Source organism: Duganella sp. CF402 (genome assembly GCF_900109645.1).
Taxonomy (GTDB): domain Bacteria; phylum Pseudomonadota; class Gammaproteobacteria; order Burkholderiales; family Burkholderiaceae_D; genus Rugamonas.
Genome location: NZ_FOBG01000002.1, coordinates 525,590 through 538,818 on the forward strand (window position 1 = coordinate 525,590; position 13,229 = coordinate 538,818).

11 protein-coding genes are annotated in these 13,229 nt (G+C 61.5%); 3 read left to right on the forward strand and 8 right to left on the reverse strand.

The features are described 5' to 3' along the window. Positions 1-7: 7 nt before the first annotated feature. From BMZ70_RS20375 to BMZ70_RS20400, 6 genes are read right to left on the reverse strand one after another with little or no spacing between them, the layout of a single operon-like run. A complete protein-coding gene (locus BMZ70_RS20375) occupies positions 8-1,492 on the reverse strand; it encodes an NCS1 family nucleobase:cation symporter-1 (protein WP_092278833.1) in 1,485 nt (494 codons plus the stop codon). Between the two features lie 60 nt (positions 1,493-1,552). After that, on the reverse strand, positions 1,553-2,848 hold the full coding sequence (gene preA, locus BMZ70_RS20380; protein ID WP_092278835.1) for an NAD-dependent dihydropyrimidine dehydrogenase subunit PreA: 1,296 nt from the start codon (positions 2,846-2,848) through the stop codon (positions 1,553-1,555). Beyond that, complete coding sequence (locus tag BMZ70_RS20385) at positions 2,848-4,218, reverse strand: NAD(P)-dependent oxidoreductase (protein ID WP_092278836.1); 1,371 nt, start codon at positions 4,216-4,218, stop codon at positions 2,848-2,850. The genes preA and BMZ70_RS20385 overlap by 1 nt, the downstream gene beginning before the upstream one ends. 16 nt (positions 4,219-4,234) lie before the next feature. After that, positions 4,235-5,728, reverse strand: a complete 1,494-nt coding sequence (locus tag BMZ70_RS20390) for a CoA-acylating methylmalonate-semialdehyde dehydrogenase (protein WP_092278838.1) — start codon at positions 5,726-5,728, stop codon at positions 4,235-4,237. A gap of 22 nt (positions 5,729-5,750) precedes the next feature. Next, entirely contained in the window at positions 5,751-6,866 is a 1,116-nt protein-coding gene (gene ald / locus BMZ70_RS20395) for an alanine dehydrogenase (protein ID WP_092278840.1), read from the reverse strand. Positions 6,867-6,920: 54 nt separating this feature from the next. After that, the gene (locus tag BMZ70_RS20400) at positions 6,921-8,237 is read right to left on the reverse strand and encodes an omega-aminotransferase AptA (protein WP_092278842.1); all 1,317 of its coding nucleotides are present in this window, start codon (positions 8,235-8,237) and stop codon (positions 6,921-6,923) included. 163 nt (positions 8,238-8,400) lie between these two features. Here BMZ70_RS20400 and BMZ70_RS20405 point away from each other — a divergent pair, with 163 nt between their 5' ends. Both BMZ70_RS20405 and BMZ70_RS20410 read left to right on the forward strand, forming a co-directional pair. Beyond that, the gene (locus tag BMZ70_RS20405; protein WP_092278844.1) at positions 8,401-9,828 is read left to right on the forward strand and encodes an aminotransferase-like domain-containing protein; all 1,428 of its coding nucleotides are present in this window, start codon (positions 8,401-8,403) and stop codon (positions 9,826-9,828) included. Beyond that, on the forward strand, positions 9,816-10,475 hold the full coding sequence (locus tag BMZ70_RS20410; protein WP_092278846.1) for a TetR/AcrR family transcriptional regulator: 660 nt from the start codon (positions 9,816-9,818) through the stop codon (positions 10,473-10,475). Before BMZ70_RS20405 ends, BMZ70_RS20410 begins: the two co-directional genes overlap by 13 nt. On the opposite strand, the gene BMZ70_RS20415 is transcribed toward BMZ70_RS20410, so the two are convergent. Then, on the reverse strand, positions 10,435-11,370 hold the full coding sequence (locus BMZ70_RS20415) for a choice-of-anchor A family protein (RefSeq protein ID WP_092278848.1): 936 nt from the start codon (positions 11,368-11,370) through the stop codon (positions 10,435-10,437). The two genes, BMZ70_RS20410 and BMZ70_RS20415, sit on opposite strands and share 41 nt — an antisense overlap. Positions 11,371-11,438: 68 nt before the next feature. After that, positions 11,439-12,509 (reverse strand): choice-of-anchor A family protein, encoded by a 1,071-nt coding sequence (locus BMZ70_RS20420; RefSeq protein ID WP_092278850.1) that lies wholly within the window; start codon positions 12,507-12,509, stop codon positions 11,439-11,441. A gap of 69 nt (positions 12,510-12,578) precedes the next feature. Between BMZ70_RS20420 and BMZ70_RS20425 the strand changes: the two genes are divergently transcribed. Beyond that, entirely contained in the window at positions 12,579-13,145 is a 567-nt protein-coding gene (locus tag BMZ70_RS20425; RefSeq protein ID WP_092278852.1) for a GNAT family N-acetyltransferase, read from the forward strand. The last annotated feature ends 84 nt before the right edge of the window (positions 13,146-13,229 follow it).

The window sequence follows — 13,229 nt, forward strand, 5'->3', positions numbered from 1 at the left end:
CGTCTCCTTACGGGTGGGCCGGCGCGCGCACTGCGGGCACGGTCTTCCCTTTCATCATAACCCCATACACGACGGCCGAAATGGCGATGCCAACGAACCATGCATAGGTATAAATCGTTTTGAACGTGTCCGACACGTCCGGGAAGGAAGCCGGGAATGCGGCGTTCAGGAAGCCCGGAATATTAGGCAGCACGCCAATCACGAACGCCACCAGCGCCGCCATATTCCAGCCCTTGCCATACGAGTACTGGCCGTCTTCACGATACAGCTCGGCCACATTCAGCTCGGTCTTGCGTACAAAGTAGTAGTCGACAATCAGCACGCCGGCGATAGGGCCGAGCAGCGCCGAGTAGCCGATCAGCCAGGTGAAGATGTAGCCCTGCGTCGACTCAAGGATCTTCCACGGCATCATCAGGATGGCGATGCCTGCGGTGATGTAGCCGCCGGTTTTGTAGCTGATCTTCTTCGGCGCCAGCGCCGAGAAATCGTAGGCCGGGCCAACCAGATTGGCCGCCAGATTGACCGATACCGTATCGATCAACAAAATCAGCAGCGCCACCAGCACGGCAGCGCCGGTCATGCGGCTGGACAGATCCACCGGATCCCAGATCGCCTTGCCGTACAAGACCACCGTGGCCGAAGTCACGATCACCGCCAGCGCGGCCAGCAGGCCCATAGGCACCGGCAGGCCAACGGTCTGGCCGATCACCTGGTCGCGCTGCGTTTTGGCGAAGCGGGTAAAGTCCGGAATGTTCAGCGCCAGCGTGGCCCAGAAGCCGACCATCGCCGTCAGCGAAGGCCAGAAGGTCGACCAGAACTGGCCTGCCTTCTTGCCGCCTTCAACGAACTGCGAAGGTGCCGACAACAACTCGCCAAAGCCGCCAGCCTTGCTGTGCACCCACGCCAGCAGCACGAAGCAGATCACGATCTTCAGCGGTGCGGTATAGGTTTCCAGCTTGCGGATCGCATCCATCCCGTGCACGATGTAGTAGAACTGGATGGCCCAGAACGCGAGGAAGCAAAGCAGCTGGCCGCCGTTGATGCCGAGGCCCGCGATCTTGTCGCCGCCGATATCGCCGCCGGCCATTACGCCCAGCAGCGTGTAGATCATCGAGCCGCCGAACCAGGTCTGGATGCCATACCAACCGCAAGCGACGATGGCGCGCATCAGCGCCGGCAAACGCGCGCCGGACGTGCCGAACGAAGCACGCGCCAGCACCGCGTACGGAATGCCGTACTTGGTGCCGGCATGGCCGATCAACAGCATCGGCAGCAGCACAATCGCGTTGGCGAGGAACACCGTCAACACAGCCTGGTAGCCCGACATGCCGCCTTCAATCAGGCTGGCCGACAAAGTGTAGGCCGGAATGCACATCACCATGCCAACCCACAGCGCCGAGAAGTGATACCAGCGCCAGGTGCGCTGCGCTTCCGTGGTCGGTGCGAGGTCTTCGTTCCAGAGTTGCGTGCTGCCAGAAGGTTCTGTGCTCAAGGCGTTCTCCAAAAAAGTTAGTATCCCTTTATCGTTGCAAGTTTCATACCTAGGTTGATACTAAGCTGTTTCGGCCACCTTCACATTTTCCGCGCGTGGATTGCGAGGATCCTGCGTCCAGTTCATGTAGGGCTTGCCGGTATTCTGCGGCACCATCGTGATGCAACCCTGCACCGGACAGGTGATCTCGCACAGATTACACCCAACGCATTCTTCCTTGTTGACTTCATAGGTGCGCGTGCCGGTGGCGGCGTCGATCAGCTGGTTGATCGACTGGTGCGAAGTGTCTTCGCACGCCACATAGCAGCGGCCGCACTTGATGCAGTCATCCTGATTGATCTGCGCGATCACCTGATAATTCATGTCGAGGTATTTCCAGTCAGTGGTGTTAGGCACCGCCTTGCCCTGGAATTCGCTGATGCTCTTGTAGCCTTTCTGGTCCATCCAGCGCGACAGGCCATCCTTCATCTCTTCGACGATGCGGAAGCCGTGCAGCATGGCCGCCGTGCAGACCTGCACACAGCCCGCGCCCAGCGCCATGAACTCCGCCGCATCGCGCCAGTTGCCGATGCCACCGATGCCGGAAATCGGCAGGCCCGCCGTTTGCGGATCGCGTGCAATCTCGGCCACCATGTTGAGCGCTATCGGCTTCACGGCGGAGCCGCAGTAGCCGCCGTGCGTGCTGGCGCCGCCGACGATCGGGAAGGCCACCATCTGGTCCAGGTCCAGATGCGTAATCGAGTTGATGGTGTTGATCAGCGAGACTGCATCCGCGCCGCCAGCTTTTGCAGCGCGCGCCGGTGCGCGCACGTCGGTGATGTTCGGCGTGAGCTTGACGATGACCGGCAGCTTGCTGTGCGTCTTGCACCAGCGCGTCACCATCTCAACGTACTCGGGAACCTGCCCCACTGCCGCACCCATGCCCCGTTCCGGCATGCCGTGCGGGCAGCCGAAATTCAGCTCGATGCCGTCGGCGCCGGTGGCTTCCACTTTCGGCATGATCTCGGCCCACAGCGCTTCTTCGCACGGCAGCATCAGCGACACGATGATGACGCGATCCGGCCAGTCCTTCTTCACCTGTGTGATTTCCTGCAGGTTGATTTCCAGCGAGCGGTCGGTAATCAGTTCGATGTTGTTGAAGCCGAGGACTTCGCGGTTCTTGCCGTAATGCGCCGAGTAGCGCGACGATACGTTGACGGCAGCAGGATCCTCGCCCAGCGTTTTCCACACCACGCCACCCCATCCGGCTTCAAATGCGCGCACCACGTTGTAGGCCTTGTCCGTCGGCGGCGCAGAGGCCAGCCAGAATGGATTGATGGACTTGATGCCGCAGAATTCTATGCTCAGGTCAGCCATTATGCAGCCTCCTTCATACCGTTGATATCGGCGTGGATGGCATGTGCCGCCAGCTTGCCATGTTGGACCGCTTGCACGGTCAGATCCTGTCCGGGCGCCACACAGTCGCCGCCGGCGTAGATACGCGGCAGCACTGTGCGGAACTGATCGTCGACGTGGATTTTGTCACCGTCGCGTTTCAGCGTTTTCGCCAGCGGATCGCTGATGCTCGTTTCGTCCATGCTCTGGCCGATGGCCTTGAAGATGGCGTCGGCCGCGATCTCGAAGGTTTCGCCAGTGCCGGACAAGCGGCCGTTCACCACCGCCGTTTTCTCGAAGCGCATGCCGCGCACGCGGCCTGCTTCGTCCAGCAGCACTTGCTGCGGCTGCGCCCAGGTGCGCATGCGGACTTGATTCTCTTTTGCGATGTGCTGTTCGTGTCCGGTGGCGCTCATCGCTTCAAAGCCGCGACGGTAGACCAGCGTGACTTCTTCCGCGCCAAGGCGCTGGATTTGCACCGCCATGTCGATGGCCGTGTTGCCGGCACCGATGACGATGGCGCGCGACGGCACCGGCAGTTGGCTCAAATCGTCCGATTGGCGCAGCGCGGCGATGTAGTCGACGGCGGCCAGCAGGCCCGGTGCATCTTCACCGGTCAGGCCCATTTGCTTGCTGGCGCCAAGGCCCAGGCCGAGGAACACGGCGTCGTATTGGGCGTGCAGGTCTTTAAGCTGAACGTTGCCGCCCAGCGTCTGCCCGTGCTTGATGGTGATGCCGCCGATTTGCAGCAGGAAGTCCACTTCCTTCTGCGCGAAGTTATCGGTCAGCTTGTACTTGGCGATGCCGTATTCATTGAGGCCGCCGGATTTTTCTTTCGCTTCGTAGATCACCACATCGTTACCCAGCATGGCCAGGCGGTGTGCGCACGACAGGCCTGCAGGACCTGCGCCCACCACGGCGATCTTCTTGCCGGTGGAAGCGGCGCGCTGGAATGGATGTTCTTCAAACTGCATGTTGTCGATCGCGTAGCGTTGCAGCAGGCCGATTTTCACCGGCTGCCCTTCCGCGTCGTGATTGCGCACGCAGGCGTCCTCGCACAGGATTTCGGTCGGACAGACACGCGAGCAGCTGCCGCCAAGGATGTTCTGCTTCAGGATGCCGGCGGCCGCGCCGTTGATGTTTTCATCGTGGATGTTACGGATAAAACTCGCCACATCGATATCCGATGGGCAGATGCGCGTGCACGGCGCATCGTAGCAATACAGGCAGCGCGAGCTTTCGATTGCAGCCTGCCGCGCGTTCAATGCAGGCGCAAGGTCGGTGAAGTGTTTCGCCAGTGATTCATTGGCTTCCTTCGATTTCGGCAGGTAGCTTAGCGATTCGAGAATCATGATAGTTCCTAGAGAATTATTTCATCTGGGGGAATGCAAATTCTGCGCCAGCGCTGGCGGTATTCGGCCAGCGCTGCATCACCGCTTTGTGGCGCGTGTAGAAGCGCACGCCTTCCGGACCGTATGCGTGATGATCGCCGAACAAGCTGCGCTTCCATCCACCGAAACTATTGAACGCCATCGGTACCGGCAGCGGCACATTCACGCCTACCATGCCGACCTGGATCTGTCGCACGAACTCGCGCGCCACGCCGCCGTCGCGCGTGTAGATCGCCACACCGTTGCCGTACTCGTTGCGGTTGATGAGCTCCACCGCACTGCCCACATCGGGAGAGCGCAACATGCACAGCACCGGGCCGAAAATCTCTTCCTTGTAGATCGTCATATCCGGCGTGACATGATCGAATAAAGTACCGCCGACAAAGAAGCCGTTCTCGCGTCCCGGTACTTTGAGATTACGTCCATCGACCACCAGCTTCGCGCCTTGCTCAACACCTTCGCCAATCAAGCGCTCTATACGCTGCTTGGCTGCGCTGGTAACGACAGGCCCCATTTCTGCATCCGACGCCATGCCGTCGCGCACTTTCAGTGCAGCGGTGCGCTTTGCCAGTGCATCGACAATCTTGTCGCCCGCATCGCCGACGGCGACGACCACGGAGATCGCCATGCAGCGTTCACCGGCTGAGCCGAAAGCGGCGCCCATCAGCGCATCAACCGTCATCTCCATGTCGGCATCCGGCATCACCACCATGTGATTCTTGGCGCCACCCAAAGCCTGCACGCGCTTGCCCGATGCGCTGCCGCGCGAGTAGATGTATTCCGCAATCGGCGTCGAACCGACGAAGCTCACTGCCTGCACCACCGGATGATCGAGCAGCGCATCCACCGTCACCTTATCGCCCTGCACGACATTGAACACGCCGTCCGGCAAACCGGCTTCCTTCAACAGGCGCGCATGCAGCAGCGACGGCGATGGATCGCGCTCGGAAGGCTTGAGCACAAAAGTGTTCCCGCATGCGATCGCAATCGGGAACATCCACATCGGCACCATTACCGGGAAATTGAACGGCGTGATACCGGCCACCACACCCAGCGATTGCCGCATCGACCATGCATCGATACCGCGCGAGATCTGATCGGTGAATTCGCCCTTCAGCATTTGCGGAATGCCGACCGCGAACTCCACCATCTCGATACCGCGCGCCACTTCGCCCTGCGCATCGGCGAAGGTCTTGCCATGCTCGCGCGTGATCAGCGCCGCGAAGTCGTCGGTGTGCTGCTGGCACAGTTGCAGGTACTTGAACAGCACACGTGCGCGCGTCAGCGGCGGCGTGGCAGACCACGCAGGGAACGCCTGCTCCGCCGCGCGCACGGCGGCGTCGACTTCCTCCACCGTGCCGAGCGCCACTTTGGCGACCGGTTCACCCAATGCTGGATTGAACACGTCTGCATGGCGGCCGCTTTGCGTATCGACGTTAACGCCGTTGATGAAATGGGTGATGGTATCCATGATGCTCTTTCAAATATGCGGCTTAGCCCAATAGCTTGTCCGCGTCTACATAGGTATAGCCAAGGCCGTGCGCCACCGCTTCATAAGTAACGTGGCCCTGACAAACATTCAAACCGTTCTTCAAATGCGGGTTGGCTTTCAGTGCTTTCTGCCAGCCCTTGTCGGCCAGCGCGACCGCATGGCCTATCGTTGCGTTGTTCAATGCGAAGGTCGAAGTGCGCGCCACCGCGCCCGGCATATTCGCCACACAGTAGTGCACCACGCCGTCCACCACATACGTCGGCTGCTCGTGCGTGGTGGCGTGCGAGGTTTCAAAACAGCCACCCTGGTCGATCGCCACATCCACCACCACCGCGCCTTGCTTCATGCGCGAGATCATGGACTTGGTGACCAGCTTGGGCGCCGCCGCGCCGGGCACCAGCACGCCGCCGATCACCAGGTCCGCATCCAGCACCGCTTCCTCGATCGAGTGCGCGTTGGAATACATGGTGGCGATGCGGTTGCCGTACACGAGGTCCAGTTGGCGCAGGCGGTCGATGTTCTTGTCCAGAATCGTCACTCGCGCACCGATGCCGACCGCCATCTGCAAGGCATTGGTGCCGACCACGCCGGCGCCGATAATCGCGATATGCCCCGGCGCCACGCCCGGCACGCCGCCCAGCAGCAAACCCATGCCGCCCTTGGATTTTTCAAGGTGCGCGGCGCCAGCCTGAATCGACATGCGCCCCGCCACTTCGCTCATCGGCGCCAGCAGCGGCAAGCCGCCGTTGGCGCCGGTGATGGTTTCGTACGCGATGCAAACTGCGCCGGATTTGACCAGCGCTTTGGTCTGCTCCGGGTCCGGCGCAAGGTGCAGATAGGTGTACAGGATCTGGTCCTTGCGCAGCATCGCGCATTCCTGCGGTTGCGGCTCCTTCACCTTCACGATCATCTCGGCGCGGGCGAAAATCTCGGCCGCGTCTTCGACGATGCTGGCGCCGGATGCTTCATACATCGCATCCGCAAGGCCGATGGCCGCGCCGGCGTTTTTCTGTACCAGTACTTGATGACCACGCAAAACGAGTTCCTTGACACTGGCCGGGGTAAGGCCAACACGGGACTCCTGGTTCTTGATCTCTTTTGGGACGCCGACCAGCATGGTTTTCTCCTTTAAGTGAATTATTTCCCCCGCTGCGCGGGGGAAATAATTTTTTTAATCTAGGTTTTTAAGTACTTCCCTCAGCTTTCCGAACAATTCATCGATATGTTTTTTCTCCAGCACCAGCGGTGGCGACAGCGCGATGATGTCGCCGGTGGTGCGGATCAGGATGCCGTCTTCGAACGCTTTCTTGAATGCGGTGAACGCACGCACACCGGGCTTGCCCGCAATCGGCGCCAGCTCGATACCGGCGATCAAACCGATGGTGCGGATGTCGATCACATGCGGCAGGCCTTTCAGCGAGTGCACGGCGTCGGCCCAGTACTCGGCCATGCCTGCGGCGTGTTCGAGGATCTTCTGTTCCTTGAATACTTCCAGCGTCGCCAGCGAAGCAGCGCAGGCCACCGGGTGGCCCGAGTAGGTGTAGCCGTGGAACAGCTCAATACCGGCCGGTGCGTCCATGAAGGCGTCATGGATGTGCTGTTTGCTGAACACCGCGCCCATTGGAATGGTGCCGTTGGTGAGGCCCTTCGCGGTGGTCATCATGTCCGGCTCGACATCGAAGTAATCGCCGGCGAACGGCGTGGTCAAGCGGCCGAAGCCCGTGATCACTTCATCGAAGATCAGCAGGATGCCGTGCTTGGTGCACAGCTCGCGCAGACGCTTGAGATAACCCTTGGGCGGAATCAGTACGCCGGTGGAACCAGCCACCGGCTCGACGATCACCGCCGCGATGGTCGAGGCGTCGTGCAGCGCGACGATCCGTTCCAGCTCATCGGCCAGGTTGGCGCCGTGTTCCGGCTCGCCGCGCGAGTAGGCGTTCTTATCGAGATTATGCGTGTGCGGCAGGTGATCGACACCCGGCAGCATCACGCCATACGGCTTGCGGTTGCCGGCGATACCGCCCACTGAAATGCCGCCGAAGCCAACGCCGTGATAGCCGCGTTCACGGCCGATCAGGCGCGTGCGGCTGGCTTCACCGCGCGCCTTGTGATACGCCAGCGCGATCTTCAGCGCGGTGTCCACCGCTTCGGAACCGGAGTTGGTGTAGAACACATGGCCGTAGCGATGGTTGGTGTACTCCATCAGCTTTTCAGCGAGGTCGAAAGCGGCCGGGTGGCCCATCTGGAAGGTCGGCGCGAAATCGAGCTGGCCCACCATCTCGCGCACTGCGGCGACGATCTTCGGCTGCGCGTGGCCGCACGGCACGCACCACAGGCCGGCCGTGCCGTCCAGGATGCTGCGGCCGTCCACGTCCTTGTAGTACATCCCTTCCGCCGAAACCAGCAGGCGTGGATGTTGCTTGAAATCGCGGTTATTCGTGAATGGCATCCAGAAGGACGCCATCGATTGCGGTCGTGACTCGTTCATGCACATCTCCTCGTGGACTTTTTGACGAACCGTAAAAAAAATTTACCAGTTGGCAAAATGATGATGCAATAATAGACAGCAGGACAACTATGGCACAGATACACATTTCATCAAACTGTCCAACCGTACAGGCAGCAAAAACACTACAGTTTTGGAGTTGAGGATGGAAGAAGGGAGCTGGCCCTGCGTTGCCATTGAACGCAGGCAGAAGGGCAGCCTGGTCGAGCAGATCGTCACCGCGATCAGCAGCATGGTCGCGCGCCGCGAGTTGCGCATCGGCACCAAAATGCCCTCGGTGCGACAGTTTGCCAAGTGTAATGGCGTCAGTACCTTTACAGTTGTCGAGGCCTACGACCGGCTGGTGACGCTGGGATTGTTGTCCTCGCGCCGTGGCTCCGGTTATTTTGTGGCGCGCCAGGATCTGCCGGCCACGCTGCTGCCGGCCGCCCTGCAGGCCACGCCGCACGCCATCGACGCATTGACGCCCGAGCTGTATTCCGGCGTCTCGGAAGCGCTGCCGGTGGGCGCCGGCTGGCTGCCGCCCGAGTGGTACGGCGAAGACACCATTCTCGACGCCGTGCGCCAGGCCATGCGCATTCCCGCCAACCGCCTGCGCGGCTACGGCCATCCGCTCGGCTTCCCTACCCTGCGCCAGCACATGGCGGCCACGCTTAGCGACGAGCTGTTTCCGGTGGAAGCCGAACAAATCCTGCTGACCCACGGCGCCACGCACGCGTTTGATCTGATCCTGCGCACGCTCACCAAGCCGGGCGACACGGTGTTCGTGGAAGATCCCGGCTACAGCAACCTGCTGTCGCTGATCCGCCACCACGGTTGCATAGCGGTCGGCATACCGCGCGGCGACAACGGGCTCGATCTGGACGCGCTGGCGCAGCAGGCGGCGCAGGCCCAGCCCAAGCTCATGTTCGTCAACACGGTGCTGCAAAATCCGCTCGGTACCTCGCTCAGCGCGGCGCAGGCGCACCGCCTGCTGGCCTTGGCCGAGCAGTTCGACTTCTGGCTGGTGGAGGACGACATCTACCGCGAACTGGCGCCGCGCGGCGAAGCCTCGCTGGCGGCGATGGACGGCTTGCGGCGCGTGATCCGCGTCGGCAGCTTTTCCAAGACGCTGTCGCCGGTGCTGCGGGTCGGTTCGATCTGCGCCTCGGCCTCGCTGATTCCGGAACTGCTGCGGGTGAAGATGCTGGCCGGCCTCACCACCTCCGAGATCAACGAGCGCGCGGTCTACCACGCCATCACCGCCCGCCCCTACAAGCGCATGGTGGACAAGCTGGTGACGCAGCTGGACGCCGGCCGCGAACGCGCCAGCGCCAGCCTGCGCGACGCCGGCCTGACGCTGCTGGCGCGGCCGCGCGGCGGCATGTTCGTCAGCGCTGGCTGGACCGACGCGCCGTCCGCCGACTGGAATGGCAAGATCATCGCCGACCAGGCGCTCAAGCACGGCATCCTGCTGTCGCCGTGCGACTTCTTCATGCTGCGCGCGCCGGAATCGATCTGGTTCCGTTTCAACGTAGCCTACGCAGACCACCCGCAACTGCTGAAATTCCTGGGACAACTATGTCGACCGTGAAAATCAACCGCCGCCTGCTCAACCGCGACAAGCTGGAAGCCGAGATCGCCGCCGTGGCGGTGCGTGTGTTCGCCGAATTCGGCTACGAGGGCACTTCGATCGCCACGGTGGCCGAGCAGGCCGGGCTGTCCAAGCAAAACCTGATGTACTACTTCCCCACCAAGCAGGTGCTATACCAGCGCGTGCTGGACGAAGTGCTGGACGAATGGCTGGCGCGCATGGAAAGCCTGGCCGACGCCGCGCAGGACCCGCGCGCCGTGCTGCGCGCCTACGTGCAGGCCAAGCTGAAATTCTCGCGCGAGAATCCGTGGGCGTCGCGCGTGTATGCGATGGAAGTGATCAGCGGCGCGCCGCTGTACGGCGGGCAGATTCAGAGCCGCGTGGTGCCGCTGGTGCGCAAGGATATCGAGGTGTTCGAGCAGTGGATCGCAGCGGGGAGGATTGCGCCGGTCAATGCGACGCATTTGCTGTTTGCGATCTGGGCGATGACGCAGTCCTACGCCGACTTCTCCGCCCAGATGGCGCTGGTGCTGAACCGCAAGCAGCTGACCAAAAAAGATTTCGACGATGCCGAGAAGGTCATCGTCGACATGGTGCTGGCGGCGATTACTGTGCAGCCGCAGTTGCCTTCTTGCGACGTGCCGTGAAGCCGATCAGGCCCAGGCCGACCAGCAGCATGGCGTAGGTTTCCGGTTCCGGCACGGCGCTGGTGTAGCCTTTGACATTGGTGGCCCGGAAGTAGTTGCTGGCGTTGATCTGCACTTGCGAGGCCCAGGAATTCACTACCACGTTGCCGTTGATAACGCCCTGGCCGCCGCTGACCGAAGCCTTGGGCGCGAGGACGCTGACGTTGGCGCCGGTGTTGATGCTGAGCGAAGTGGCGTCGGCAAAGTTGAACAGCACGTTGTAGCCGTCGAACGCCTGGTAGCCGCCCTGGAACAGCGCCGAGCTGCCGCTGACGTTGACGATCAGCGTGGCGCTCTTGCTGATGCCGCTCAGGTTGAAGTAGGTGCTGTTGTTCAGCGCGCTTGAACTGATGTCGAACACCTCCACCGCCTGGTTGCTGCCGGTGATGTAGACGCCGCCCCATTTCTCGACCGCGCTGCCGGTGTTGTCCAACTTGTCCAGCTGGCGCGAGGCCTGCTTCAGCTTGGCTTCGGCCTTGGCGAAGTTGACCGGCGACTTACCGCCCTGCACCGGCGTGGCGGTGGTGGCGTTGCTGATGCTGCTCTTGCCGCCGACATAGGTGTCGCCGTTCAGGATGTCGCCGCCTTTGTAGGTCAGGTTGCCGCCGGCGACCAGCGCGTAGTGGCCGTAGGCGTCCTTGTTCTTCAGGTTGACGGTATAGGAGCTCAGCGTGACGTTGCCGGCAGCGACGATGGAACCTTCAACGTCGGCGCTCGGTGCACTGAAATTGCCGAAAGAAAATACATTGGCCCCGCCCATCAGCGAGCTCAGGTCCAGCACTTCCGCCTGCGCGGAACCCAGCGCGGCGAGCGACAAAGCAACGGAGGAGACAGCAGTTTTGAAGCCGACAGCCATGTGATTTTCCCTGTGAGAAATTTAAATTTCCCACAGGATAACATGAATTCAACTTTCTTTGTTTTATTTTACGTACGGCAACGACGCGCCATGAAGCCGATCAGGCCCAGCCCGGCCAGCAGCATGGCGTAGGTTTCCGGCTCCGGCACCGGCAGGGTGCCGGTGTAGGCTCGCAGGTGGATTTCCGCGTGCTGGTCCAGCGCGTTGACGTAGACGCCGCCTTCGATGTTCTGGTTGTTGGTCAGCGTAGCCTTGGTGGCCAGGATGGAACCGCCGAACTGGTTTTGCACGGTCAGGCTGGTGGCGTTGTAGAAGTTCCAGATCATCTTGGCGCCGTAGTTGGGCGCGGCGCCGCCGAGGAAATCGTCCGCCAGGGTGGCGCTAGTGATATCGGTATTGAAGATGACGCTGGTGGCGCCGTCCAGGCCCGAGAACGAGAAGCGCTTGACCGTGTTGGAAAACAGCTGGGTGTCGATCGCGGTCAGGTCGAACACGGCCACGCCGTTTTTCACCACCGCCGTAAAGTTGGCCTGCTCGCCCACGATGGAAACCGTGCTGCCGGTCGAGGCCAGCGATTTCAGCTGGCTCGACAGGCCGCCCAGCACGCCGGCGAAATTGGTCGAGCCGGCGGCCAGGCTGTTGGTCTCCTGCACCGAGCCGGCAAAGGTGGATGCAGTGATCTGGGTGACGCCGTGGTTGCCGCTGCCGGCGGTGCCGCTCACATAGTAGCTGCCGCTGCCGTTGAAGTCGGTGCTGTCGGTGTTGCCGTAGATGGCGCTGTGGCCGTTATTGATGCCGAGCTTACTGGTATTACCGTACACTACAGTGCCGTTGTCGGTGACTTGTGCATTGTTGACCGCGTAGCCGCCCGGCGCGACGCCCACGCCCATCACGGTCAGGCCGGCGTAGTTGGAGGCTGGCACGTCGCCCGGGTGCATATCGAACACCGGGCTGTTGTTACCGGTCAGCGAACCGCCGATCCAGGTGCGGCCATCGATGTGGGAATCGCTCTTCACATTGGTCAGCACCACGGTGTTGAATTGCTGCAGGGTTTGCAGCGCGGTCAGCGGAGCGGGGGCGGTTGCGGCTTGGACGGAACCAGCCAGCATCAGGGCAGTCAGGGCTACAGTGCGCGTCATATCGGTCCTGGGAGCAATAGTAAATAAGAAATAGAATTGTTTTAAGCATATCATTAATTTCCCAATTTCATGAATATTTTTTCATCGATCGAACTAATTACGCCGCGCCTGACGCTGCGTTTTGTCGAGCCCGGCGACGCCGAAGCCCTGTTCCGCCTGTTCTCCGATCCGGAAGCGCTGCGCTACTGGAGCACCACGCCGTGGCTGCATATCGCCCAGGCCGCCGACAATATCGAGCAAACCCTCAAGGCCTACCGCGACGGCACCGGCCTGCGGCTGGCCATGATCCTGCCGGACGGCGAATTGATCGGCACCGTCACCCTGTACGACTTCGACCACCGCAACCACCGCTGCCAGGTCGGCTACATGCTGGCGCGGCCGCACTGGGGCCGGCGCTACATGCAGGAAGCGCTGGCGGCGCTGATCGGCTACGGCTTCGGCACGCTGGAACTGCACCGCATCGAGGCCGATATCCATCCCGACAATATTGCCTCCGGCCGCATCCTGGAAGGCCTGCACTTCCAGCGCGAAGGCCATTTGCGCGAGCGCTGGTTTGTCGGCGGCGAAGTCTCGGACAGCATCATCTACGGCTTGCTGCGCAAGGACTGGGAAGCCGCCATTCATCCCGCGCGCTGACCGGCCATACCCGCAAAAACGCAGTTGATCGGAATTCGCTGCCTTCTCAAGCAGCCGCTTGTTAAAGTGTCTCCATCGCAACAC